21 protein-coding genes and 4 pseudogenes are annotated in these 24806 nt (G+C 68.1%); 15 read left to right on the top strand and 10 right to left on the bottom strand.

Translation table 11 applies throughout. The features are described from left to right. The first annotated feature begins 206 nt into the window (after nucleotides 1-206). From E4N62_RS45485 to E4N62_RS45465, 5 genes and pseudogenes are all read left to right on the top strand, one after another. On the top strand, nucleotides 207-884 hold the full coding sequence (locus E4N62_RS45485; RefSeq protein ID WP_230224203.1) for a hypothetical protein: 678 nt from the start codon (nucleotides 207-209) through the stop codon (nucleotides 882-884). Further along, nucleotides 881-1771 (top strand): hypothetical protein, encoded by an 891-nt coding sequence (locus E4N62_RS45480; RefSeq protein WP_230224248.1) that lies wholly within the window; start codon nucleotides 881-883, stop codon nucleotides 1769-1771. The genes E4N62_RS45485 and E4N62_RS45480 overlap by 4 nt, the downstream gene beginning before the upstream one ends. After that, nucleotides 1656-2219, top strand: coding sequence for a CHAT domain-containing protein (locus E4N62_RS45475; protein WP_230224202.1), 564 nt, complete (start codon nucleotides 1656-1658; stop codon nucleotides 2217-2219). Before E4N62_RS45480 ends, E4N62_RS45475 begins: the two co-directional genes overlap by 116 nt. Next, nucleotides 2216-3649: a hypothetical protein gene (locus E4N62_RS45470; RefSeq protein ID WP_230224201.1), complete on the top strand. Its 1434-nt coding sequence runs from the start codon at nucleotides 2216-2218 to the stop codon at nucleotides 3647-3649. Before E4N62_RS45475 ends, E4N62_RS45470 begins: the two co-directional genes overlap by 4 nt. 75 nt (nucleotides 3650-3724) lie before the next feature. Beyond that, a pseudogene (locus tag E4N62_RS45465) lies at nucleotides 3725-3954 on the top strand (hypothetical protein); the annotation flags it as partial. Nucleotides 3955-3973: 19 nt separating this feature from the next. Here E4N62_RS45465 and E4N62_RS45460 read toward each other — a convergent pair. Then, the gene (locus E4N62_RS45460) at nucleotides 3974-5560 is read right to left on the bottom strand and encodes a helix-turn-helix domain-containing protein (RefSeq protein WP_230224200.1); all 1587 of its coding nucleotides are present in this window, start codon (nucleotides 5558-5560) and stop codon (nucleotides 3974-3976) included. Between the two features lie 298 nt (nucleotides 5561-5858). Between E4N62_RS45460 and E4N62_RS45455 the strand changes: the two genes are divergently transcribed. From E4N62_RS45455 to E4N62_RS45445, 3 genes and pseudogenes are all read left to right on the top strand, one after another. Further along, entirely contained in the window at nucleotides 5859-6371 is a 513-nt protein-coding gene (locus E4N62_RS45455; RefSeq protein ID WP_230224199.1) for a hypothetical protein, read from the top strand. Nucleotides 6372-6449: 78 nt separating this feature from the next. Then, nucleotides 6450-6762: pseudogene (locus E4N62_RS45450) on the top strand (polyphosphate kinase 2); the annotation flags it as partial. A gap of 211 nt (nucleotides 6763-6973) precedes the next feature. Continuing rightward, nucleotides 6974-7519: a hypothetical protein gene (locus tag E4N62_RS45445; protein ID WP_230224198.1), complete on the top strand. Its 546-nt coding sequence runs from the start codon at nucleotides 6974-6976 to the stop codon at nucleotides 7517-7519. Nucleotides 7520-7711: 192 nt separating this feature from the next. Here the strand turns inward: E4N62_RS45445 and E4N62_RS45440 are convergent, their stop codons facing one another. Further along, entirely contained in the window at nucleotides 7712-7903 is a 192-nt protein-coding gene (locus E4N62_RS45440) for a hypothetical protein (RefSeq protein WP_230224196.1), read from the bottom strand. 148 nt (nucleotides 7904-8051) lie between these two features. Here E4N62_RS45440 and E4N62_RS45435 point away from each other — a divergent pair. Continuing rightward, a pseudogene (locus tag E4N62_RS45435) lies at nucleotides 8052-8319 on the top strand (IS5/IS1182 family transposase); the annotation flags it as partial. On the opposite strand, the gene E4N62_RS45430 reads toward E4N62_RS45435, so the two are convergent. Then, nucleotides 8319-9320: a hypothetical protein gene (locus E4N62_RS45430; RefSeq protein WP_230224194.1), complete on the bottom strand. Its 1002-nt coding sequence runs from the start codon at nucleotides 9318-9320 to the stop codon at nucleotides 8319-8321. The pseudogene E4N62_RS45435 and the gene E4N62_RS45430 sit on opposite strands and share 1 nt — an antisense overlap. A 363-nt stretch (nucleotides 9321-9683) precedes the next feature. Here E4N62_RS45430 and E4N62_RS45425 point away from each other — a divergent pair, with 363 nt between their 5' ends. The 3 genes from E4N62_RS45425 (at nucleotide 9684) to E4N62_RS45415 (ending at nucleotide 11066) form a co-directional block, all read left to right on the top strand. Beyond that, the gene (locus tag E4N62_RS45425; protein WP_230224052.1) at nucleotides 9684-10160 is read left to right on the top strand and encodes a hypothetical protein; all 477 of its coding nucleotides are present in this window, start codon (nucleotides 9684-9686) and stop codon (nucleotides 10158-10160) included. Between the two features lie 73 nt (nucleotides 10161-10233). After that, entirely contained in the window at nucleotides 10234-10590 is a 357-nt protein-coding gene (locus E4N62_RS45420; protein WP_230223968.1) for a transposase family protein, read from the top strand. Continuing rightward, on the top strand, nucleotides 10566-11066 hold the full coding sequence (locus tag E4N62_RS45415; protein WP_230223970.1) for a transposase family protein: 501 nt from the start codon (nucleotides 10566-10568) through the stop codon (nucleotides 11064-11066). Before E4N62_RS45420 ends, E4N62_RS45415 begins: the two co-directional genes overlap by 25 nt. Before the next feature lie 67 nt (nucleotides 11067-11133). Here E4N62_RS45415 and E4N62_RS45410 read toward each other — a convergent pair whose 3' ends face one another. The 3 genes from E4N62_RS45410 to E4N62_RS45400 form a co-directional block, all read right to left on the bottom strand. Then, nucleotides 11134-13998, bottom strand: coding sequence for an NACHT domain-containing NTPase (locus E4N62_RS45410; RefSeq protein ID WP_230224193.1), 2865 nt, complete (start codon nucleotides 13996-13998; stop codon nucleotides 11134-11136). A 221-nt stretch (nucleotides 13999-14219) separates the two neighbouring features. Further along, the gene (locus E4N62_RS45405; RefSeq protein WP_230224190.1) at nucleotides 14220-16208 is read right to left on the bottom strand and encodes a hypothetical protein; all 1989 of its coding nucleotides are present in this window, start codon (nucleotides 16206-16208) and stop codon (nucleotides 14220-14222) included. Between the two features lie 20 nt (nucleotides 16209-16228). After that, nucleotides 16229-17056 (bottom strand): hypothetical protein, encoded by an 828-nt coding sequence (locus E4N62_RS45400; protein WP_230224188.1) that lies wholly within the window; start codon nucleotides 17054-17056, stop codon nucleotides 16229-16231. A gap of 216 nt (nucleotides 17057-17272) precedes the next feature. On the opposite strand from E4N62_RS45400, the gene E4N62_RS45395 reads away from it, so the two are divergent. Then, on the top strand, nucleotides 17273-17461 hold the full coding sequence (locus tag E4N62_RS45395) for a hypothetical protein (RefSeq protein ID WP_230224186.1): 189 nt from the start codon (nucleotides 17273-17275) through the stop codon (nucleotides 17459-17461). Nucleotides 17462-17807: 346 nt separating this feature from the next. Continuing rightward, a complete protein-coding gene (locus tag E4N62_RS45390) occupies nucleotides 17808-18215 on the top strand; it encodes a hypothetical protein (RefSeq protein ID WP_230224184.1) in 408 nt (135 codons plus the stop codon). A 159-nt stretch (nucleotides 18216-18374) separates the two neighbouring features. Here E4N62_RS45390 and E4N62_RS45385 read toward each other — a convergent pair whose 3' ends face one another. The 4 genes and pseudogenes from E4N62_RS45385 to E4N62_RS45370 all read right to left on the bottom strand — a co-directional run bounded on the left by E4N62_RS45385 (nucleotide 18375) and on the right by E4N62_RS45370 (nucleotide 23391). Beyond that, complete coding sequence (locus E4N62_RS45385; RefSeq protein WP_230224238.1) at nucleotides 18375-18992, bottom strand: recombinase family protein; 618 nt, start codon at nucleotides 18990-18992, stop codon at nucleotides 18375-18377. A gap of 195 nt (nucleotides 18993-19187) precedes the next feature. Next, nucleotides 19188-21287, bottom strand: a complete 2100-nt coding sequence (locus E4N62_RS45380) for a tetratricopeptide repeat protein (RefSeq protein ID WP_230224182.1) — start codon at nucleotides 21285-21287, stop codon at nucleotides 19188-19190. Nucleotides 21288-21538: 251 nt separating this feature from the next. Further along, entirely contained in the window at nucleotides 21539-21934 is a 396-nt protein-coding gene (locus tag E4N62_RS45375) for a hypothetical protein (protein ID WP_230224180.1), read from the bottom strand. Between the two features lie 171 nt (nucleotides 21935-22105). Beyond that, nucleotides 22106-23391 (bottom strand): annotated as a pseudogene (locus E4N62_RS45370) (transposase). Between the two features lie 676 nt (nucleotides 23392-24067). On the opposite strand from E4N62_RS45370, the gene E4N62_RS45365 reads away from it, so the two are divergent. Beyond that, nucleotides 24068-24499 carry a hypothetical protein gene (locus E4N62_RS45365; RefSeq protein ID WP_230224178.1) on the top strand — a complete coding sequence of 144 codons (432 nt, stop codon included), beginning with the start codon at nucleotides 24068-24070 and terminating at the stop codon, nucleotides 24497-24499. Nucleotides 24500-24806: the final 307 nt, after the last annotated feature.

Here is a 24806-nt window from a genome sequence, read left to right as displayed (position 1 = left end):
CTTACACGGAATCGAGTCTCCATTCGAACCGGGGCGGTTCAGCTCTCACGAGGACTCGGTTGCGTGGTCTGGGGCGTGAGGGCACCCGGCTGTTCCCCATGGGCCCTGGCCTGGTATGGGCCGACTGGATCGCTGCCGAACTAGCCGCATGGAATGTAGGTGCAGTGCACGTCCTCGCCAATGGGGTGGTCGAAGGGGGACGTCCGATGCTCATGGTCAGCCCGGACCCGGGCGCATTGGTAGAGCGGGAGCGCTGGGTAGGCCTGAGCGGTGACGACATCAAACGGCTGGCAGACGGCATCGGCGCGTCCGTGCTGTCCCTGGGATCGCCGCCGGACGATGCATACGACGTCGCCACTCGCCTGCTCGCCGACGGTCTGGGCCGGCGACGCTCGGGGCCCACGCTGTACAGCAGTGTATGGGAGGACCCGGGGGCTTGGGGCTTGTCGGAGGCGCAGGCGTCCCTGGTGTGGGGGGATGTGCCGCCGGTCCCGCCTGACGGGTCTCTCTTCGTGTACGTCCAGCCCCAGCTCGCCGAGAGCCGGCTGCCGGAGAGTTGGCCCGATCCCGAGCAGTCAGGCCAGGCTTGGCTGTTCGGGCGGGCTCCGGTCGGTGCCTCGCACACCAGCCAGGAGATTCTGCCTCTTGTCTTCGAGGCCGGCGAGGCAGGAGTTCGGCAACGACGTCGTGTAAGGCTGAGGGAACCGCTGGCCCCCTGGCTGACCAGGACTGAGCGTTTCATGGAGGCGAAAACGGCTGAGCTGATGGAGGCCGCAGCCGTGCCCGGCGAAACGTCGGAGGTGAAGCAGGCATACGATCGTGGCGCCGCGCAGGCCCTGCGCGAGTTGCGCGCGCTCACCAACGAACGACTGGAGCGGCCATGACTCGCGTTGTGCTGGCTTTCGAACCGGTCGGGATTCCCCCCGAAGACCAGGTCGTGCTCAAGCTTGAGGATGCCCCGACTGACATCCCGAACATGGGCTGCAATGCACCCACCGATGTCTCCGACATAGAGGGCTCCATCATGCAGCGCGGCACGGAGCTGCGAGACCGCCTCGGCTTGCATCCTCCGGTGAAGATGGGGCTGGAGGCCGCGCTGATGCAGCCGGCCGTCTCACCGCCGATGCCTCTGTACTTCCGGATGGTCTCTTCCCGTGCGGACCAGTTGCCCTGGGAGGAACTGTTCGACCAAGAGCGAAAGTTCGTTGCCCTTGATGCGCGTTGGCCGATTGTGCGGATCGCCGCACGCCGTCGCAAAGTCAGCCCCAGGGGCTTCTCCCCTCCCCTGCGGCTGGTCGCAGTACTCGCAGCGGCAGGGTACTCCGCGGTGCCGCAGGCCGAGACGCTGCTGGCGGCGATCCGATCTCCCAACGCCGCTCACATCGGCGTCCACTTGCACATCATCAGTGGTGACAGCGACGTACTGGACACCGTCGCAGCCGCCGGCCTGCCCGGGCTCGTGACAGCAGAGTTCCTGCCGGGCACCGATGGGGAGCTGGCTCAGAAGATCACCGACGCTCACCCGGACATCCTGCATATGCTGTGTCATGGGGGTGCCATCGGGGGGGGAGAGAAGGCTGGCCTTCGCCACTCTCGCCGACTTCAATGCGGCCAGGAGCCGAGAGCCGCAGGAACGGCGTGGCGAGGTCGGCAACGTGCATCTGACGCTGTCCCAGCTGATCGCGGCCCTGAAATCGTGCACACCCTGGCTGGTAGTGCTGAGCGCCTGCCAGTCCGCGCAGGTCTCACAGACGCATGCACTGGCCCATGACCTGGCCAACGAGGGGATGCCGGCCGTCGCAGGCATGCGCAGACAGGTGGATCTGGATGACGCCGACCGCTTCTGCGCCGCGCTGTATCCCGAAGTGTTCGCCGCCGTCCGGGCGGCGGTGACGGCCCACTCCCCCCACATCCGTGAGCGAGAGGTCGACTGGGCCACTGTCTTCACCAATCCCCGCAAAGCGATGGCCCGATCGAACCCGACGAACACCGACGGCTGGTCGGATCCTGTGCTCTACGTGCAAAGCGATGCTCTGCGGATCTTCCCTGACTCGGAGGACCTGTCCGCCGTCGAGTTCTCCGAGCTGCGTGGGCGGCTGGAGTTCTGGGAGGGCTACGTGGCCAGCTTCGACCCGCAGGCATTTGACCCCGTACTGCTCGGCAGAGCCCAGGAGGAGATCCAAGCACTACGCATCCGATTGGGGGTGCCTGCACCGTGAGCACGGTGCCGGATGTCCTGCCCGAGGAAATCCAGATCAACGCCTGGACTGGCGAGGAAGCACCGCGAACGGCTCTCGGTCAGGATGCTGAATACTGGGGTGCCCGGACGGAGGGCATCCCGCACCGCCAGAGACCACTCCCCTTCGAAGCGCCTGCCGACATGCGTGAGTGGAGTGCACCGGACGTGGGGTACGGCGTTGTGCTGCCGGAGCCGGAGGACACCCGGCTCTCGGACGCAGAAAAGGCGGCCGGTGTGGATGCACCGGGCCCCGTCCAGCAACTGCTGGCCGCCCGCCCCGGAACCGTAGTACTGCGCTGGCGTCCGCTACTGGAAGGCCGCTTCCTACGCCGCTACTACCCCCATGACAAGCCGGAGGAACCGACGGTCGGCCTCAGCGACTTCGGCGTGCGGCGCAAGTGCCTGCCGAAGTACCTGGTGATCATCGGCGGCCCTGAGGTGATTCCCTGGAACGTCCAGTACGCGCTGAGCACCCGGCATGCGGTCGGACGGATCCCGCTGTCCGGAGACGCACTGGCCAACTACATCAAGGCGCTGCTCTCCGGCTGGCAGGGCGCCGCCACCGCAGTGGACCGTGCCCTGAGTTGGACCGTCGTGCACAGCCCTCCCGACATCACCACCCTGATGAAGACGGCCATCGCCCAGCCCCTGGCCCAGATGCTCACCCCTCCGCCGCTCACTCAGTTCCGGCACCTCGTCGGCAATGAGGCAACGGGAGCCGCACTGCTCCAGACACTCCAGGACACCGCCCCCGGACTGGTCGTGACCTCCAGCCATGGCCAGACCTGGCCGTTGGATAATCCTGCGGCCATGCGGGCCGCGCTGGGGCTGCCCGTCGACGTGTCCCATGCCGACCTGCCGCTGACCGAATTGTGCAGTCGCATGCCGACCGGCTGCATCTGGTACGCACAAGCGTGCTGCTCCGCCGGCGCCAGCGGCGAGAGTCTGTACACCGGTCTGCTTCCGGCGGGCAGTTACGCGCTGGGCACCGTATCGGCCGTAGCAAACCTGGGAACGATGGTGGCCCCAGCCGCTGTGGAGCTGCTCGGCCGGGCACACCCCGTGCGGGCGGTCCTGGGCCATGTGGAGCCCACGTTCAGTTGGACGCTCACCGTTCCCGGGACCGGCCAGATACTGGGAACACGGATCGCTGCCGCGCTGTCCTCTCACTTGTACGCTGGCGAACCGCTGGGCTTCGCGCTTTCCGAGTACAGGACCGACGTTGGAGAACTGCACGCCCAGTGGGCAAAGCTGCACGAGAAACTGGCGGCAGGCGATGGCAACGTCGGCCCTACGCTGACTCGGCTGCGGGTAGCCGCACTCGACCGGCAGAGTCTTGTACTCCTCGGCGATCCAACGGTGGCGCTCCCGAAGCTGCGGCCGGGTAGCGGTAGACCCCTTCCCGGGTGAACGCCAACTGCCGTGTACGAAAAGCTGACCTGGTGCTGTTTCTGACGGCATTGCGGCAGCTTGCCGGACAATCAGGACGTACGCGGCGGACCGCACTGGAAGACCCGCACCCTCGTCGCGTGGGCGGCGGGGCGGCCGTTCGTATGGGTGACGACGAGGTCACCGACCGGGACCGGGCCTGGGTCGCCGTCCACCATCGGGACCTGGCCCTGCTCCATCGCGTCGACCCCCGCCTCGGTCTCACCGACGGCGACTACGTCGCGCTCGACTCGTGGCTGCGGCGGCCGTTCCGACCTGAGGGATGAGGGGCACTCTCGGGCTCGGTCAGTCGTACCGGATCAGTATCGGTCGTTCCGTGATGTGTTCCGTTTCGCGGTCGTCGACCTCGCGGGCGGTGCTGTCGAGGTACTCGACACTGCGGGCGCCGGTGCCGACGGAGGTGTCAGCTGTGCCCGTGTGGGTCCAGCGGATGCGGGCCTTGCGGAGGGTGCCGTGCTCGTCGGGCATGAGGAACTCGCACTGCCAGACGTTCTCGGGCAGGGCAATCTGGAGGCCGTGGCCGCAGGAGCGGACGTCCGCGTGGGCCAGCCAATGCTGGAGGCGGGCGACGAACAGGCCTGCCTTGGTGGGTGGTTGGCCCTCGGCCTGGAGGACGAGGGGGATCTTGCCGTTGCCCCATGCGTAGAAGTACATGCGGGCCAGGCCCCGGTGCCGGGCGTACAGGCCCGTCAGATAGAAGCGGACCGCGTAGTCGGCCGCCGTGTCGTCCTGCAGCGGATCGTTCAGCGTCACGGTCTGCGTGGTGCCGGTGCTCCACAGCGGCAGGTGGTACCCCGCCCGCTGGAACGTCCGATCGACATCACGCACCGCCTCCAGCATGGTCTCCGGCGGGTCGGTGACCTGACGCTGGTACAGCTTGATCCCCGCCGCGTCACAGTACTGGTAGCCGCCCGACTCGGCGAACCGCAGCAGGTACTCGTGTGCCTCGGCCGTCCACAGCTCGGTGATCGAGGGGCACACCACGGTCGCGTCCGCGTCGGCCTCCCGGATGATGCGGCTCGCCCGCCGGGTCATCTCCACGAGTGTCGCGACGCTGCCGTTGTAGTGGTGCTCATGGTTCGCCATGACCCACAGCTCGTATGCGTCGATACGGGCACCCGCATGCCCTACGAGAGCACGCACGAAGGCGTCCCAGTCGTCCAGGTCGTCCGGCGGCGCCGCTCGCGAACCGTCCGGATACGCGGCCTTCCGGGCCTCCGGGGCGGCCCAGGCGGGCGTACCGCCGAAGACGAACAACGTGGGCAGGCCCTCCTGTTCGGCACCGTCGAGGAGCCGGTCGAGCGTGGACCAGTCGTACTCCCCGCGTACGGGTTCCACCTGGGCCCAGCGGGTCTCGCTGTCCCACAGCCGCAGCGCGCCGGTCTGGAAGGACGGCATGGCCCCGCTGGAGCTGTTCATCGTCACGCCGAACAGTTCCGGATCGACGGGCTTCGGCGCCTGCGCCCAGCTTGTCGCCCCGGCCGGCGTCGGCACGGTCGTCGTCGCCTCGTACGGGGCGCTCGCGACGGCGGTGCAGAGGACGACCAGTGCCATGACGGCGGCCAGGACGAACCTCGTGCCCAGGGGACGCCGCCGAACGGGCGCCGGCGCCGGCCTCTGCCCTGATTCCCGCCCCGCCCCTCGTTCCGGTTCCTGCCCGGTCGCGGCCCGCCAGCGTCGCAGCAGCGTGTTCAGTTCGTCCGCGTCGGCTCCGCACTCCTTGGCGATACGGACGACGAGGTCGTAGTCGCCCGGCACCCCCTTGCCGCTGCAGTACCGGTGAAGGGTGGAACTGCTGGTGAAGACCCGCCGCCCCAACTCCTGGTAGCTGAGGCCGCTGCGCCTCTTCAGCTCCGCCAGAACGGCGGCCAACTCCTTGACTTCCCGCGTCCCGTCCAAGGCCTCTACCCCCGTGACACCTTGCTCCGACTTCCGCCCAGCATTCCATGCCCGTCCCAAACCGTCTGCAACGCACCAGGTCAACGGCGTGGCCCACGTCCCATGGCGAGTTGAGACGCGAGATCACTGGCCCACGGCCCAAACGGAACAGCACAGTTGATCTCGTCGGCACAGACCAACGTCCGACACGGAACGAACGAGAAACAGAACGAGACAGAGAACGGGGACGAACCACATGTCACGAGTCCGACGCACACTGACGGTCACGGCCATGGCCACCATGCTCACCGCCACACTGGCCGGCGGAACGGCCGCGGCCACCGAGATCGGCACGATGGCGCAGGGCGGCAAGTGCGACTACAACCAGCTGGACAAGCCCACGATCCGCAGCCACAAGGGCAAGGGCGACGACAGGTACAACGACGGCAAAACCAAGAAGTACGGCCGCGAACTGATCCTCTCGACAGGGAAGATCACCGACAACTCCGCGGCAATGCTCAGCGGAAAGGTACGCAAGGGCGACGAGGTGTGGGTCGACATCAGCCACGACGAGGGCAACAACTGGAAGGGCGCCTGCGGCAACGTCAAGGCCACGAAGAAGGGCCAGAAGATCTACTCCAAGTGGTACAAACACTCCGGCGGTACCGTCAAGAACCGCGTGATCCGCGCCTGCGCGCGCACCACCACGGGCGCCTCGGACACCGGCAAGCGCGTCACCTGGTGCGCGGACATCGGCGACGTGAAGTCGAAGGCCGGCGCCCGCTGGTGGTCGGACAAGGACTAGCCGCGGCTGAACACCCGCCCTTCGCCCGCCGTTCGAACCCGCTTGCTTCGATCAAGGTCTCTGAACGAGGAGGCCGACATGACCGAACCGCTGTCGGGGATGCGGGTCGACTACGCCGACGCCGACGACCCGGTCCTGATCCGGCCGGACGGTACTCCCGTGGGCGCCTGGCGGGAGGACTAACCGTGACCAGCGCATGGAGCGCGGGGAGTACGACCTGCACAAGCGCCTCCAGCAGATTGAGCTGCTGAAGCTGCGGGGCTGGATCAAGCAGACCGGGCGTCGGCTCGTCGTCGTGTTCGAGGGCAGGGACGCCGCCGGCAAGGGCGGCACGATCAAACGGTTCACCGGGCATCTCAACCCCCGCGGCGCGCGGGTGGTGGCCGTGGAGAACGCAGCAGTGAAGTTCTCGTATGGCATAGGCCATGCCCCATGGGGCATGGGGAGGCACTGGGCGGGGGCACGAGGGGCCCTCAGGCCGCGGGCCTCCTGATTCCAGGTTCCCGCAAGGTCGCCGGAAGCCGGCTCCGCAACTCTTGGCGGGCCGGCCGGTGAACGGGACGGACCGGCACGACAGCGAACACCACAACCAGGAGGAACTCATGGCTTGGCTGAAGAGGGCAGGCGCCACGGCGCTGACCGGCGGGGTCGCGCTGGCCTGCGCGACGACGTTCGGGGTGGCTCCGGCGGTGGCGGCCGTTCCGGACAAGTGCAACAGCGACTACCAGAGCAAGACGTTCGACACCCCGGGTTCCAACGTCACTTTCAAGATCAAGTTGTGTGTGTCGCTGAACAGCAGCACCGGCAAGTACCACGCGTACGCGATGGGGAGCTGGAGCGGCGGGGGCAACTACGTCGTCGGCGAGATGGACAAGTTCCTGCTGGGCCTCAGGCTGGAGCGCAGCGATGCCCTCATGAGGTACGAGAGCTGCGAGTTCAGGAGCGGCATCAACTGGATCGAGGCGGATTCCTTCAAGCCCAGCGACATACCCACCATCATCTCGGGCGAATGCGACCTGAACACGGACTCGACGAACAGCGGCGGAGGCAAGTGGACCGCCGACGGAAAGATCATCTACAACATCAACAACGACGGGGACGGCGACAAGACCTGGGAGCTGGGCGGGTCGCCCGGCTACGACGACTGACGCCGACCGCGTGTGTGTAGGGCCCGCCCGCCGACCGGCGGGCCCTGGGGCGTTCCGGACACGCCCCGCGCAGAGGCCACCGAGGCCGGGCACGCTCTCGCTCACAGTGGGCTTTGGCTCGAATCGCAGGACACGCCACCTCACGGCATCCCTTTGATCCAGGCTCCCCCGGCCGTCCGGAAGAGGCCCATGTCAACGGCCTCCGCCGCCCTGTCCCAGCTCCTGGGCCGGTTGCGAGAGGCGACCCGCGAAGTGCGTGCCGAAGTCCTCCGGAGCCCTGCCCGGCAAGAAGTCCCGGTACGTCGCGAGCTTCTGGAAGCCCTGGAGCGGGTCAGGGCCGCGCGTGCACAGCTGAATGCCGTTCTCCTCGAACAGATCGATCACATCAATGGAGGCCGCGCGCGCCGTGCATAGAAGTGAGCTGGCCTGTTCCCCGTCCAGGGGTCTACAAGACCGCTGACTGGCGCCGGTAAAGCGAACACTTCGGGTGGTGGCGGCCCCTGGGCACGCCGCCTGTACCCAGCTAAGCGGTGTGGCTGGTGTGATCACGGCGTCGGAGTCGTCCTTGGATAGCCCCCGTTCACAGGGCTGAAGCCGTGCCAGTCCGCCAAGTTGATGATCGTCCTGCCCTGCGCGCTGGCGCGGACACGGTCCGCAGCGGGCGACGTTGAGCCTGTCCTGGAAGAGCGGGCGCTGCTGGTCGCGGCGTACTGGCGAACCAACTTGACGATACGTCAGCTCATCCCACTATTCGGGGTGTGAAGTCGGCCGACGACCGCATCATCGACGCACGCGGCCCTTAGCCGGTCTGCATTCCTGAAGGCCTGCAGTCGAGGACTTTGGCCCGGACCGTGGCATTGCACTGGGTCGCCAGCGCGTGCTGGCACTGCTCGATCAGCTGCTTGGTGTGGCCCGGGGTGCATCGTGGCCGATGGCGGTCGTCCCACAGGGCGCAGTCGAAGAAGCCGACCAGGAAGATGCCTGCGGTTCTCGGGCGGCGCAGGTAACGGGCCACCAACTGGTCGGCCAGAGCAGTGTCCAGGCCGGGGTTCCAGCATCCCTTGCATTCGATGACCACAGTGAAGGGTTCGAGATCCTTGGCGTCCGTCGCCGCCTGGATGTGGATGTCCGTACGTCCTCCTCCCGCCCCTGGGCGGTCGACTTGGACCTCCCGGTTGATGACGACGCGCCGCGTGCTGAGGTGGATCTTGAGCAGGCCCATGACGAGGTCGCTGAAATCTTCCTCCCACATGGGCCACATGGGGCTGCCCGCGGCATGTCCTCTGCGGTTCCACAGCAGGATGGCCAGGCCGTTGGGGCCGGAGAGGGCTTCTTGGACGCGGTCGAGTGCCTCCATGACGACATCGAGCAGGTGAGATTCGTTGGTGGGGACGCGCAGGCTGCGGTCGTCTGCCAGCTGTCGCAGTTGATGTGCCGGCAGGGGTTTGAGTGTCCGACGTGCGGCGTGGCGTGCGGTGCGCCAAGCCAGCTTCGTGAGGCGGCCGGGGTCGCGGTGGGTTGTGCGGGAGAGCTGGTGCAGTTCATCGGCCGCGGCGGTGGTTTCCTTGTTCACCAGCAGACGGAGCAGGGCATCGGCGAGGTCGTGCAGGGTGTCGTCGGTCGTGGCCTTGTAGAGGTTGCCGGGTTCTCGTCGGGGGCGTGGGCGCTGGAGTTCTGGGCGTCGCATCAGGCAGGCGTAGAGATCTGCGAGAGCGGATTCGCTCAGGCCGGCGACCGCCTCGGGCCAGCCTCTCCTGTACTCGGGGTGTTTCATCATCCGGTCGGTCAGCTCGGTGAACAAGGCATGGTCCGTGAGGTGCTGGCTCGCTGTGGGCCAAACATCGGTCAGGCCGTCGCAGGACATGAGGATCACTACTGCTCTGATCCATCGTCTCCTGCGTTCGGGTCCTGAGTGCGGTCCGGCCGAGACGACATCTGCCAGGTGCGCCTGAGCCTGGAGGTGGCCTCGCCGGGCCAGGACGTCCAGTGAGACTCCGCCAAGTTCGTTTCCGCAGTTCAGTGGGGCTGGTGTGATGCGCGGTGAGGTCCTCACGCTGACAGGTGGCGTGATCGTTAGCACGAGATCGTCCGGCGCGGGCGTTCTCGCGGGTTCTGGCGTGAGGTTCGGGGCTGCCGCGTAGGTTCCGCGTCGGGAGGGATGTTCATGACAGACGTGCTGACGTGGACGATCGGGCGGCGGCTTGAGCTGGCGAAACGTGCTGAGCTCCTGCGTAAGGAGCTGGGCGAACTCGAGCTGGAGGTGGCCCGGTTGGAGGCCGCCGAGGTGGTGTTCGGGCAGTGGGCCGAGGCCACCGACGGTGGACGGCGGCCGTCGGGCATCGTGTCGCCGGAGCCGGAGCCGGAGCCGGTCGCTGTGACGGTGGGCCCGGGTGCGGGCGGGATGCGGGTGGTCCCCGATCGTGTCGAGGGGATGGGGCTTCAGGCCCTGACCTCGGAATACCGTCGGATCATGGAGATCGTGGCCGGGTCGGACGGTCCGGTGATGGCCAAGGACGTTGCCGTCGGACTGGGCCGGGAGACGACGCCGGGGAAGATCGAGCCGGTCCGGGGTCAGCTGCGCAAACTCTCCGACCGGGGCTGGCTCGTCCGCACCGCATCGGGCCGCTACCGGCCATGCTGACCAGCGGTGTTGGCGGCCGGACGGGCCGATTCCGGCCGTAACGCGAGGGCCCCCGGCGGGAGTTGGTTGATGTGTGACGAAAAACCAGCCCGCCGAGGGCGCTCAGGATGTTGTCTACCAGGTCCGCCTCCCGCTGTCGAAGCGGACCATCGATCTCGTCGCCGGCCTGATACGCCGGCGCCGCAACCGGATGCGCTCTGTCTGGCGCAAGGCCGAACCCGGTAAGCAGGCCGTCATCGTGCTCGCCGTCCTGCGTCACGACCAGCGCCTGGCCGACATGGCCGGCGGCAACGGTGTCGGGGAGTCCACCGTCCGCCGCTGGGTGAAGGAAGTCGTCAAGCTGCTGGCCGCCCGCGCCCCACGCCTGGACCGCGCGCTGAAGAAGATCGCCCGCAGCGGCGGGTCGTGGTCCTCCTCGACGGCACCCTGATCCGCACCCACCGCCGCACTGGGAAGGACGACCGGAAGAACTACTCGGGCAAGCACAAGGCCCATGGCCTGCTGTTTCTCGCACTGACCGACGAGAAGGGCAACCTGATCTGGATCTCCGCAGCCAAGCCCGGCCGGTCCAGCGAGATCACCACCGCCCGCCACAACAAGATCACCGAACACCTGCGGGAAGCCGGCCTCGGCGCCCTGGCCGACCTCGGCTTCGTCGGCCTCGACGACAAACCCGACGACGACCCGGTGATCATCACCGGCCGCAAGGCCACCCGCAACCACAAGCTGACCGCCGCCGAGAAGGAAGCGAACCGCCTGGTCAGCCGCGAACGCGCCGCCAACGAACACGGCTTCGCGAACCTCAAGAACTGGCGGATCCTGACCAAGCTCCGCACCGACACCCGGCAGGCCACCACGCTCCTGCGGGCCCTGCTCGTCCTGGCGAACAGCGAAGTACAGCGCTGACGGAGCGGGCGGATGATCTCGCCCCGACGATCATGCCACCTGTCAGCGTGAGGACCTCACCAACGCATCACACCAGCCCCACTGAACTGCGGAAACGAGCTTGGCGGAGGCTCAGTGCGTCGCCCTGTGGCTCAGAGGGATGCCCCGGCGTGCTGGCCCAGTGGTACACGGCGTCCATGGCCTCATGCAGCGATGCGGACGCCAGGGTTTCGGTGAGTTCGTCGAGCCGATGGAGCGTGTGGTGCAGCCGGTCCTTCACAGCCGTCACGAATGCCGGACCCGCCCGGTCTGCGCAGTGCTGCAACAGGGTGTACCGGAGCGCGGAGTCTTCGCCGGGGTCCAGCAACGCGGCCAGGGCCCAGCCCGCCCAGCGGGCGGCGTCTGCCTGCGGAACGGTGGTGTCTTGCGTAGCCGTGAGGAGGAAGCCCAGGGCGCCGAGTTCGGGTATCCGGTGGTAGCCCGTTCTCCAGGCAGGGATGTCCTGTGCTGTCACTACGGGGGCTGTCACCAGCACATGGCGGGCAGCTGTGACCAGGGCCTGGAACGGGGCACTGCCCTTCGGTGGGTTCGATGGTGCCGCCGCGACTGCATCGAGGGTGGATCGTGCTGTGACGCGGGTACCGTCCACAGTCCGGTACAGATGTTCGATAGCGGTGCTCCATGCTTGGCGCACCGTTTGTGGTCCGGCGCCGTGCACCGCTTCCAGCGCGGCGGTGAACTGGTTCTCGTTGTAGGTGAGGCGGTGTCGTTCGTAGCGTTCGTGAGCGCGTCGGCGCACCAGCCACAGGGGGTCGGGAGCGCTCCACCAGTCCGTGGCCTGCCTCAGATCCTGGTCCGTCTGCCGGGCGCGTTCGACAGCTTTCCGCAGTTGCGGGTCGTCGGGGCGGGGGCGGCTGCTGATAATCAGGCGGATTGCGGTGCGGGCCTTGCCGGACAGGTCGGGCCAGCGGGTGAGCCAGTACAGAAGATCAGCGTCGGGGAAGAGACCATGCCGCGGTGTGGCGCGGGTAAACCGCAGGATGTCCTCGGGAGTGCTGTGGTGCAGTAGATGGCCGGCCAGGCGGCGGCGCAGGGCGGGGGCGGCAGCGAGTGCGGTGTCGATTTTCCCGAAGGCCGCGTGCATGCCGGTCCTGAACGTGGGCTTGTGGTGGGCTGCCAGCGCCGCCAGCGCTTGGCCGGCTTGTTTCTCAAGCAGATTCGTTGTGCCGGGGAGGTCTGTTCGAGCCAGGTGGGCGATGGCCTGGATCGCTAGATCAGCGGCCCAGGCCGATTTGGATCCGCGGGCCACGAGGGTGCGGGTGGACCAGTCGAGCAGGGTCGCCACCTGCTCGGGAGCCAACGATGCCGTTGAGTCGAAGAGGCTGTGGGCGGCCTGGGAACGGGGGTCCGGGAGCAGGTCCAGGTACTCGGTGATCGACAGACTGTGCGGCCACAGGTGGGCGAGGGCCTCGTCGGCAATGCGGGGCTGCGGATCGGCGGCCAGCAGCAGGAGGCGGTCGGCTGTCGTGTCGTCCACCGGGTTCAGGGCGCGCAGGGCCAGTGCTCGGACGGGTACAGGTTGGGCTCTGTTCTCGGCGACGGTGAGGAGGGATTGTGTCAGGCCCTCGGGCCGGCACGTGGCGGCGATCCGCAGTGCCAGGTGCTGTTGGTCCGGGTCGGTGTCAGGGGTCAGGAAGGACTGCAGCTGTGCGGCGAGGCCGGGGTGGTCGACGCCATCGAGGCTGTTCCAGGGGATGCGGCCGAAGTCTGTTTCCGGCGCGCCTTCGAGGAGAGCCTGTGTCACCCGGGCACGGTGCCGGGCTGTGAGCGCCTGCAGGTCGGAAAGGAGCAGAACGGGCAGGTCGTGCGCCAGCAGGTCCTCGAAGAGCTGGGGATCTGCAATCGCGAGCCGGGCTGCGATCTCCTCGTGCGCCGGCACGATGTGGCGGGCCCGCCCGCTGCCCGTCCACAGCAGTTCCTTGAGCACCGTGGCGCTGATCCGGCTGGTACTGAGGAACTCCGCTGCCAGATACTCCTGGAAGCTGCGGTGGGCGAAGACCCAGCGGCGCCGGCCCACCGGGGTCAGCAGTCCGGACTCCGTCAGGTAGAGAAGTTCGTGGCGGCGGCACTGCAGTTGGGGTGCGGGGCCCGGGACGTCGGCACCGGCCAGGGCGTCCAGGTCCAGTTCGCCTTCCCCTGTGCACGGTCCGTCGACCAGCGCTGGGCAGCGGCTGAACTGCATGGCAGCTGCGGCCCAGCGGGCGATGGCGAGGAGATGGTCCACCGGGGGACGGCCCTGGCGGCGGGTGAAGCCTTCGTCCCGGGTCTCCGTGCACAGCGTGCGGCAGGCCTGCGCGTATGCATCTGAGACGGTGGCCGGCAAGGCGACGCCGTGCGCGTGGGCCTCGATCAGGGGGACGAGGGTGACTGGCTGCTCGGTCAGGGCCTCCAGATTCCGGCTTCTTATCTCTGTCACGAAGTCGGTGGGGTCCAGGCCGTGTTGCTCGGCTGCCGTCCGCAGGTCTGCGCGGGTCAGCGGAGCGAGTGTCGCCACCGCGACCTGGCCTGCCGAGGGCCACAGGCTGCACAGGCCTTCCTCCAGTACGGCGGGCCACCGGGTGGTGCGGCACGTGATCCGCAGCCTCAGGCCGCAGCGCTCTTCCTCGCTCAGTTCCTGCATCAAATGCAGAAGTGCCTTGTCCAGGCCGGGGATGTCGCTCAGTCCCTCGTCCAGGCCGTCGAGCAGGACGAACCGCTCGTCCTGCTCCAGTCCGGCGTGCAGGTGTTGGCGCAGTCGCGCAGCGGCGGACGCCAGGTCGAAGACGTCCTTGCCGAGGTCCAGGAACGCAACAGGCAGCCCGGCTTCGAGGAGTCGGGTGTGCTCCTGGGCCAGCGCGACGGACTTGCCGCATCCCCGCTCCCCCAGAACGACGATGACGGGTCTGTGCCGCATATCGTCCAGGTGGGGCAGACGGGTCCGGTGCGTCCTGTCTTCGAAACGCTCACGGATCTGCGTGCTGTCGGCGGCTACCGGCAGCAGGGACCGTCTCCAGGCGTATCGCACCGTCTCATTCCCGCCCGGCGGCCGAGGACACCCGTTCGCGTGGCTCCTTGCAGCTGTGTGCCCGGCCGGGTCTTGAGTCCTGCGGGATCTCGGCGGGTACCGCAGCCAGATCAGTGTCGGTGGGCATCGCTCAGCCATTCCGTGAAGAGGGTGGACGGCATACGGGGAAGTTCGTGTTGGTTGTCGGTGTTCTCCCGCGTGCTGTCCGGGAGCCGTGCCAGGTCTGGCTGCTTCAACTGCAGCACCCCCTCGCCCGCGGCCGTGTTCACGCGCGTGTCCATGCAGGCATCCACCTGATCGCCGGATTGTCTGTCCACCGCCCCCGCACGTGCGTTACTGGGGTCCGAGGAGTTCTGCCGCAGCCATGCGCCAAGCAGATCGTGGTTGAACGTCCATACGGTCTGCTCTCCAGCCGCCCCTTCCGAGGCCGCATACACGGCATATGTATCGCTGCGGTGGCTGGTGAGAGCCATGGGGGCGGCAATCCGATAATTTTCTGCCCGGAGAAGCAGCCGGGCGGTTTCCCATACAGTCGCCGCTTCCTGCGCCGCCTCGATGCGGCAGGCCCTGCTCGCCGAGTCTCTGCCGCCAACGGCGGGAGGCAGCAGGTCCAGTGCCAGGGAAAGCGGCATGACCTGTTCCCGGCAGGTCTCGCTCAGGCCGGTGTACAGAAGTTCTGCCGCACGCGTGGCCATGACGAATTCCGAAGCGAGCGCGGGGATACGCAGGCGGTCATCCGGCCGGGAGTTCATGCTGACCATCGTTCTTCCCAGTGGCCGGTACGGGTGAGCGGGACAGCGCCCACCGAACCCATCAACCTGGTTGGCGGCAGCGCCGGTTGCTCCCGGTGTTTGTCGCTCTTCCAACAAAGCATCCCTGCCACGCCAAAAATGGCGCGCTGTCAGGCAGCCATGCGGTACAGGAGCCGACCACTCCAGGAGCCCGTACACGAGTTGTTCCCACGTGGTCTGCGGTACAGCGGGGGATCGTGTCGATACTCCCGGCCCGTACACGGTGAGGGAGCAGCACAGCCAGGTGTGACTGCCGTTCCCTCTGTTGGTCATCTGACCTCGAAAGCTGCGTCCGCTTCCTCGGCTGCCCCGAGAAAGCCCGACGGCGGCCAGCCAGTCGCGCAGCCCGGCTTCGGCATCGATCCTCTCTGGCGGACACCACGGATCGCTTCGTTGTGTCCGCTGTGTAGTGACCGTGTTGAGCAGATGCCTGGTTGCGCAGGCCCGGTGCCCTGCCTGCGTGCTCATGCCGTGAGTGCTTGGGGCGGATGCACAGGGCCCCAGGACGAGCCAGTGCCCAATATCGCCGGGCCGGACTGCGTTGAAGACCGCGGCTGCGACATGTTGTGCCGCATCGGTGTCCCGTGACGCCCAGACCGGAGAAGGCACGTGGTGGCGATATGCGTGCGACCAGCCTGCGCGCATGCGCCTGTTCCCATATGTGTGCTCGGAACGCCCGTTACCGAGAAGACCTCCGGATGAAATCCCGGAAATCCACACCTCGCAAATAAATGAGGAAAGCAGCGAGCTTTTCAGTCCCATACCGTAGCGCCCGATCCGGCTGCCGTCCTGGCCCCGGAAGAAGAGCTGCCCAAACAACCTTGTTTCCATCGGTGCTTCAGTAGCTTTGAGAACTTCTTCCAAATAGCCCGGAAATTTGCGGACAATTGCCCGAGCAGCCGTTTCCGCTGAATCCACACAGTCCCGCACCAGGGAATTCAGTTGATGCAGACCATCCTCCTGCAGGATGGAATGAGGTACAGAAGAAAAAGGCTCACTGGCCGCCCCGAAATAACTTTTGATCTGCGTGCGGTTGTATGACCTGTTGCCATGTGGTGCGTGCGGAGGCTCCAGTTCCTCCACGGCCCGCGGCAACGGGGGCGGAGCGTCCTCCGTGACCCGCTCGGGCAGTAGTGCGGGTCGCGCCTGGGCGTCGGCGGCCGGGCGGGCGCGGCGGGAGGCGAGTAGGTCACGGACAGACGCAGGCGTGCGGCGGCGCACCGCCTGCACGCGGGGGGCTCCCAGGCTGGAGGCGTCCAGCAGGGTGTCGAAGGCGTCGTGGCTGTTGGCCACCTGATGGGCATCCATGGCTCCTCCTGTCTGGGCGGTCATCGCGTTCCCCCTTCACTGTGCTGCTCGCGGGCCTTGGTGCGGACGCGGGCCAGGCGGCCCTCCAGCGCCTTCACGCTCAGTCCCGCGTGCTCGGCGGCTTCCTCCTGGGTACAGCCCGCCCCACGCCAGGCGACGGCCACGCGCAGTTCGGGGGTGGTCAGCAGCGGCAGGACGCGATCGATGGTGTCGTGGACGACCGCGGTGTGGCAGGGGTCTGCGGCGCTCTGGTCAGGAAGGTCGACGACGGGGTCGCCGTCGAGCCCGGTACAGATCTGCGTGGCCCGGGCCACGGTGTACTGCCTGCTCCAGGCCTCGTAGACCTTGCGGAAGGCGAAAACGCAGGCGCCCACGTAGTAGGTCGTCAGCGCGGCGCCTTTGGCGGGGTTCCATCTGCCGCCCACCAGGGCGTTGCCACGGAAGGTGTCCAAGCCGTCCAGGACGGAGTCGGCCACCACCTCGTAGCGGTCGTCCTGGCTCCACTGCGGGATGATCAGGCGGGCGGGGACAGGGCATCCCGCCCGTCGAGCCTGACGGAAGATCTCTCCGGTACCGGTCCAGTCGAGCAGGACAGGCCAGGCGTACTCCATCAGCCGACTGGTGAACTTCTCGAACAGCGGGCCGGCGAAGCCCTGCCCGCGCAGGATCTCGACCACCTCGGCGTCCCCGGCGCGGCGGGCAGCACGCTCGGCCGCGCTCTCGTTGGGGACACCCGGCTCCAGCAACCGTCCGAACCGGTCAAGTTCGCCGTCCAGCAGGAGCAGCTCAGCTCCAGAGGCCGGGGGCGAATCGGGGTGCCGGGGAGTGCCCGCTGCCTCGTCAGACATGTGCACTCCTTTGCGCTTCGGCCGGCTCGTCGGTTGCCTGGGTTTGCCTCACACCCGCCTCATAGGGCCGCGCAGCACTTCTCCCCTCGTCTCCCCCGGGAACTTCTTCTGTGACATGGATCACGCGAGGGTGTCGGGGGGTGCACCGGCTACAGCATCAGCAACAGACCGGCAGCACCCGAGCTGCCGCCTTCCTTCCCCCTCCCCGGAGCCGATGTGCGCAACAACGACCGTGACCCGCTGCTCGACCAACGCGCCGCCCTCATACTCCTGTTCGGCGCGCTCACCGGGATCGGCGCCGGCGCGCTGACCGTCCTCAACGGCGGCACCCTCGCCGGAGCCGGCCTCGCCGGGGGCGGAGCCTTCGCAGCCGCGGTCTACTTCTTCCACAGGCTCATCCACTGACCCGACGCCCGCGGCCGTACATGCCATGCCTGGCTCGACCGCGACCTCGCCCAGGGTGGCCGGCGAGCGGCCCCTTTCCGCTCGCGGCCCCGGCGCGGCGTATGCGGGAGTTCAGGGTTCATTTCGTCGGCCGGAGCGGGCCCCGCGGGCTCGTACGAGAATCCGTTCCGCTGCTCCAGCGCCCGCGGCTCGTCCGGACGGAGGTGACAACGAACGCGCGCAGGCCCGCCGCTGGCACGCCACACGGGAGCGACAGCCGGCCGAGCAGTGGCGGTGGATCACCTACGGTGTCGATCACCCGGCTGCCGAGGCCACTGCGGTCCAGCAGCAGCTGGACCTGCGGCATGTGCTCGATGCGGGCGCCGGTGCCACACTGGCCGCCCTGCAGCGGCGGGGGCTGATTGAGCTGCGACGGGTGGCGCAGGACAGTGTGGCCGGCCCGGTGTGGCATATCCAGGTCCGCCTCACCCGCGCCGGGCGGACCGCCGGACGGGCCCTGCAACCGGCGTCCGCCGAGCAGATGCCAGACCCGTCACTGCTGCCCGAGTGGCTGCACGCAGCACTCGATGCAGTGGCCGCCGCCCCCGAGCAGACTCTCTCGAAGACTGATATCGGGCGAGTGGCGGCACGCCGGCTCGGCCCTGGCGGGCACGGCTACATCGAAGACGCCAGTGCCTGGCAGTACCGCCTCACCGAAGCCGGCCGTGTGTACCTCAGCGCATACTCCGGTAGCGCACAGGGCAAGAGCGACTGACACCCTCGGCGCGCAGCCGGGCCTCACCAGCAGGTGGCGAAGGCGGTGACCGTCGCTGAGCACGGTCAGATCCATCACAGCCTCCGGCTGCCCGCTTGGGATCCTGGTCGGCCTTGGGGTGCCGGTAAGAATGCTGTCACCAGCCGCAAACGGCGGTGATCACTCCTCGGACCTGGTGGGTTGGGGCAGTTCCGGCGTGCTCGTCGCCTCAGCGAGTGCGAGGCGACCGCCCTTCAGTTCGGGCACGTAGTTGTAGATCGTGTTCCTGGAGACGCCGAGGAGCTTTGCGATCGAGGTGACAGTGTTCTCCGGGCGGGCGAGCAGGTCGCGAGCGTGACGTACCTGTTCCTCCGTCATCGCCGGCGGGCGGCCGAGTCGGGCACCACGGGCGCGGGCGGCGTCCAGGCCCTCGTTGGTGCCCTGCACGATGAGTTCGCGGATGAACTCCGCGAGCGCCGCGAACACGTGGAAGACCAGGCGCCCGCCGGGCGTGGCCGTGTCGAGCGCCTCGTGCAGCGAGGTGAAGCCGACGCCGCGCTTGCGCAGGCCGGACACGATCGCGATGAGGTCCTGGATGGAACGGCCGAGCCTGTCCAGCGACGGGACGACGAGGGTGTCGCCCTCCCGCAGGTAGTCGAGCGCCTTCCACAGTTCCTCGCGTTCGGCGTTCTTGCCGGACTTCTTGTCGGAGAAGATCCGGATGCAGCCCGCTGTGTTGAGTGCGTGGATCTGCCGGTCGAGCAACTGCCCCTTGGTGGACACGCGTGCGTATCCCACGAGGCTGCCGGTCCGTACGGCCGGAACGGGGGCGAGGAGATCAGCGGCGTCGTCGTCCTGGGGTGGCTGCACCCGCCAGATCGTACAGAAAACGGTGCTCCTCAAGTTCTTGAGTACAACGACTTTCTGACACCGTTTTATGGGCATGATCCGGCGCCGATCCGGCCACGCGCCGCCGCTTATCGATCTTGCTCATCAATCGGTCGATTCATCAACGTTCATCCCCACCACCCCCCTCCAGTGGGCAAGGTCTTGGCGGGTGGTCAGGGTGTCGGGGTGGTCGCGGCCAAGCACCCGTACACGGTCGGCCAGTACTTCCTCGAAGGCAGCTGCGGCTCCGGCTGCATCCCCTGCCATCCCTCTCCAGCGGGCGAGGTTGTTGCGCGTGGTCAGGGTGTCGGGGTGGTTTTCACCCAGGATCCGCACGTTGTCGGCCAGCAGTTCCTCAAAGGCAGCCGCGGCGCCAACTGCATCCCCCGCCTCACCCCTCCAGTGGGCGAGGGTGTTGCGGGTGGTCAGGGTGTGGAGGTGGTCTTCGCCCAGCCTCCGCACGTTGTCGGCCAGCAGTTCCTCGAAGGCAGCCGCGGCGCCAACTGCATCCCCCGCCTCACCCCTCCACCCGATGAGGTCGTGACGCGTGGTCAGGGTGTCGGGGTGGTCTTCGCCCAGCCTCCGCACACTGTCGCCCAGCAGCTGCTCGAAGGCAGCCGCGGCGCCAACTGCATCCCCCGCCTCACCCCTCCAGTGGGCGAGATTGTTGCGGGTTTTCAAGGTGTTGGGGTGGGCTTCACCCAGCACCCTCACCATGTGCGCCAGTAGCTGCTCGAAGGCGGCTACGGCGCCGGCCGCATCCCCTGCCAGCCCCGTCCACCGGGCGAGGTTGTTGCGCGTGGCCAGGGTGTCGGGGTGGTCTTCGCCTAGCACCCGTACACGGTCGGCCAGTACTTCCTCGAAGGCTGCCGCGGCGCCAACTGCATCCCCCGCCTCACCCCTCCACCGGGCGAGATTGTGGCGCGTGGCCAGGGTGTCGGGGTGGCGGGGACCGAGGTGGTGGTTTGCGGTCCGGGCCAGACGATGGAAGTGGGCGGCGGCAGCGGTGACCTGGCCACTTTCGCCGAGGCTGTGGCCGATGCGAAACAGCGCCGCATGGATATCGGGCCGGTGCAGGGCCTCTTCGGCGTGGACGGAGAGGGCGACGCTGTTCGTGCGCAGCGTTTGAGCGAGGGCGATGTCACGCTCGATGGCGGGCCAGGTGGCAGTGAGGGCGTCGGCGGCGGCGCGGGCGGTCTGGTATTGCTGGTTGGGGGTGAGTGCGTCGCGGGTGGCGCGCTGGATGAGCTGGTGGACCCGGACGGCATGGTGCCGGGTGGCGGAGTTGTAGTCGATGAGGCTGAGCCGGTGCAGGGCGCTCAAGGCGAGCTTGGCGTCCCGCTTGGAGACCGTCTTAGGCTCGCTGGAGGGGGTCTGACTCGTTCGGGTGCGGTGCTGGGTGAGATGGGTGAGGACGGGGCCGCTGGTCAGCACGGTCCGGGGAATGCCATTGGGATCGAGCATGGCGGCTAGTTGGAGCATGGGGCGTGCGAGGCCAGCAGGGCGGAGGGTGTCGGCCCGTTCAATGGACAGGGACCAGGCGGCGGCGAGTGGGAGCGTCTGTTCGTCTGGGAGCCGGTCGGGTGCGGCGTCAGCAAGTGCAGTGGTGCGGTCGGCCAGTAGTTCCCGGTAGGCGGCTGCGTCTTCGCCGGAGTCGATGAGGTAGGCGGCGGCCTGGGAAAGGGCCAGGGGCAGCCGGTTGAGGTCGCGGGCGAGACCGGTGAGCTGGTCTTTGTACTCGTGGCGGTTGCGGGCTGCCAGAGAGGTGGCGAGGTAGGCGACGGCTTCGCCCTCGCTGAACAGGTCGACATCGAACAGGCGGCGGCTTTCGCCGGTCAGGGCTGCGTCTCGACGGCGTGTGGTGACCAGAACCCGTCCGTACCGGCTGGCGGGCGGCCACAGGCCGTTGAGATCGTCGGGGTCGGCGACGTCGTCCAGGACGATCAACCACCGGCATGGCCTTCCGCCCGTTTTCGGGGTCAGCCATGCCAGGAAGACCTGGGCGGCCTGTTCGGGATCGTCAGGGTCGGCCAGGCACAGCTCGACCCCGGCCTGCGAATAGCTGGCCACTACAGCGGAGCGGCTGCTCGCGGTGACCCAGGCCAAAACATCCAGGGCGCCGTTCTGCCAGGCGGTTCTCGCGTAGGCGGCGGCGAGCTGTGTCTTGCCCACGCCGCCCATGCCGGTCAGCACCTGCCCCAGCACGGCAGCGCCGTCGCCTTCGACTACCGCCGCGAGCCGGTTCGCCTCGCTGCGGTCCTGGAAGGACTGTGCCCGGGAGGGGATCGCACCGACCTGATGTGGCCAGTCTGCGGGCTTCCGGGGCGCGGCGTAGTGATTGACCTGGTCGGCGTGGGCAATCGCCGTGCTGTGGTTGGCAGCGTGGGCCGTGTAGGAGGTTGGTGTGCCGGTGTCAACGGGGTGCAGTTGCGGGCTGGGGAGATTGACCGGCCCGATCAGCCCCGGGACGGACCGGGCGCCGGAGGGGGGCCGATACGCGCACCCCCATGAACGACGCCGGCGGCGATCGAGCCGCCCTCGGCACGGATGTCCACGTTGCCGTCCACGGCCAGGCCCCCCCGGTCGGCCGACACGCCGCCCTGGGAGGTGTGCTGGGCGAGCAACGCCTGGAGTTCCTCGGCGGCCTGAGAGCGCTCCGCATCGGCCAGGTTCTCCAGCAGCGTCTCGATGCGGGCCTGCCAGCCCGCCTCGTGGCGGACACGTGCCCGCTCCGCCTCGGCCAGCCCGGAGGATGTGGCTGACTCCAGTTCGCCCGCGGTCCGGTCGAGGCGGTCCGGTCGAGGCGCTCCAGTTCGGCGTTCTCGCGTTGCTGGTCCCCGCGGCCGAACCACCGGGCCACCCGCAGGCGGAGCCCGGTCCACGCGTCCGTGGTTGCGGCCTGCACCACCGCAGTGCCCCCCGCCGCGGCCAGCGCGATCATTGCCTCCGGTAGCATCCTCGCCCTTCCTGTTGAGAGATCTGCCCCGCCATGCAGGGCGCACGGCATCAGTGCCTTCAACCCGTCACTTCACCAGAGACGCGACCCCACTGTCCGTGCTTTCGTCGAGTACGGCGCTCTCCGTCGACGCGCGGGGGCCGGGTACGGTGTGTGCGGTGAGGCTCAGGCGTGCGTCCATGTCGAGGTTCACCTCCCCGTACGGGCGTACGTGGGACCAGAACAGCGGGGTCAGGCCGCGCCGGTCGGCGGGCGTGAGCAGGTCGGCCCCCTCCGGCTCGCCGAGAACGTCCTGGAGCATCAGGGTGTTCACGTAGACCAGGGCCGATTGCAGAATTCGCAGGCACAGGACGAACATCTCCTGCTCGTCACGCCGGTTCGAGGCGATCTCCCCGCCCTTGCCATAGGCGATCACGGAGTTGGCGCCGTTGGAGGACTCCATCGCGTTCAGGCCCTCCTCGATCTCCCTCTGGAGGTCCCGCAGCCGGAGGTAGCGGGCCACGAAGACGGTCTTCTGGGCGCGGCCGACCTCCAGCATCGCCGCGTAGGTGGGGTGGGAGGCGTTGCGGGTGAAGCGCCGCAGGATCGCCTCCGTGGACGCAGTGCGGGTACGGATCGCGGTCGCGTACTTGATCATCTGGTCGTACTGCTGGGCGATGAGTTCCCAGCGGATCGGCCGGGTCAGTGCCGGGGTCAGCTGTGGGTAGGCGTCCGGTTCGCCGGCCACAGGCCGGTACAGCTTCACCTTGTTGATCCGCTTGATCCTCGGCAGCAGGTCGAAGTTCAGCAGCCTCGTGATGCCGAACCCCATTTCCGACTGGCCATGCGAGTCCGTGTAGTTGGCCTCGACGTCCATGGTGGTTCCGTGCCGCATGGCGCCCTCGATCATCGCGGCGACCTCGGAGGCGGTGCAGTTGATCAGCTGGGAGTGGATGGCCAGCAACTTCTTCTCCACGTGCCAGTAGATAAGCACCCGCGGCCGCCGTAGCGCGAGTGCCACTCGGTGAAGAGGTTCTGGTCGTAGGCACGGACGTGGGTGGAGTCGGACGCGACCGCGGTCGAGCCCTGACCCCACAACTCGGTGCTGCGGGCGGCGAAGGTGGCGTTCGCGATCTGGATAGCGATGGCGCGAGCGGCCTCCGCCGACAGGTAGCGGCGGCGTACGTAGCGCAGTTCGTCCTCGGTGTGGCCGTGGCCACCGGACGCCACGGCCTTGATCCCGGTGTTCGTGCCGTACGCGTAGATGACCAACAGCAGCCGTTCGGCCAGGACCTCCGGCGAGAGGCTGCCGCCGCCGGAGACGGAGGTGACCGCGTCCAGGCAGCCGGTCCGCAGCACGGCTTCCTTGAGCATGTCGACGAGCAGCACGATGCCCCATCGCCTCTGTACCTCGGCCTTGATCCTGCGCAGGTTGCGCGGCTCGGGCTGGGCCTCGGCCGCCGTGAGCCGGATCGCGCCGGACTTGCGCTCGGCGACTGCCGAAAGAGGAACAGGAGGCCCGGACCGCCGAAGCACTCAACCGCATGCCGGAAATGCTGCGACCGGGAACAGCCGACACCTCCCACTGACCACAACGGTTCACCCAGGCCACGCCTGCAGGACGAGGCCGAGAGCAGCCCCCGGATGACGGCTGGCATGTCCACCCGGGGGGCGGTGACGTGACGCGCGGAGTTGACGGAGCAGCCGGTTTCCGCACCACACCGGCCGGCATACGCCGATCACGCCACCGGTTCCCGAAACCCGTTGGCGTCAGCGACGTTTCGCGCGCGCGGAATCGACTCGTGCGAAATCCTCAGGCCCTTCGTCCATGAGTAGACCCCGGGGATCCCCCACCAGGGTCGTCTCCAGCGGGCTCATCCTCGCCGTCACGCCATCGCGCAACCGCACGCCCCGCACTCGCCCGGGAGCCGATGGGATTCTCGTCCGGATCTTCCACGCGCTGCTTGCGGAAGGCGAGCGGCTCGGCCCCGCCGAGTAATGCCTCACCGGGCTCGCCAACCGTGCAGGCGGAGAGCACACCGTCTCCCGGATGCTGTTCCTGCTCGCCACCCAAACCGGCCGCACGGCCGAGGCGGGGGTACCCGAGCGGGCGGTCACCCTCTGGCGCACCGCCCTCGACTCGGGCCTGCCGGCCGGCGCCCTGTCTGGTGCGGGACGGTTCGCCACCGCGGACGTCATCGACCAGGACACCTGGCTGGAACTCACCACGGCCACCATCGACCGGCAGCCCGGCCTGTCGGACACCCGCCCCGTCGCCCAACGCGCGGCCCGCTCCCCGGCTCCCCACCGCCCTGCGCATCGCCGCGATCATCCTCAACCACGCCTCTGTCGGCGGCCACCGCCGCAGGCGGGTCATCTGGCGCGTGGCCAGCCTGTATGCCGCGAGCCCGGCCGACGGCAGCCTCGAGCGGAGGCACTACGCGTGGCGTTGATCAACGCCGGAGCCATCGAGGACGCCTAGGGAAACTGACGTATGGCCTGCCGGACGAGGTCGTCGTTTCGAAGGCGTCAGTGCGGGCTGACGCCTTCGAAACAGGGGCAGTACCGGGCGGCATACCTACGGAAGAAGCTGTGCAGGGCCCAAGGCTGCACGGCAGGTTGCCGGTGCACGATGCGCCGCGATCGGTCCATGCCCGTCGCCCCTGGAGACCGGCCCGGCCTCACCGTGTGCCATCCACCCCGATGTCAGACCGCACCGAACGGCCGATGCACTGTGCAGCAGCGCAGGGGCTTGGCGGTCTTCGCGCAGGCCGCCACCGTGCCAGGCC

Source organism: Streptomyces sp. MNU76, from assembly GCF_020982545.1.
Classification (GTDB): Bacteria; Actinomycetota; Actinomycetes; order Streptomycetales; family Streptomycetaceae; genus Streptomyces.
The sequence above is the reverse complement of the archived record's forward strand: the minus strand, read 5'-3'. Positions and strand labels throughout refer to the sequence as shown.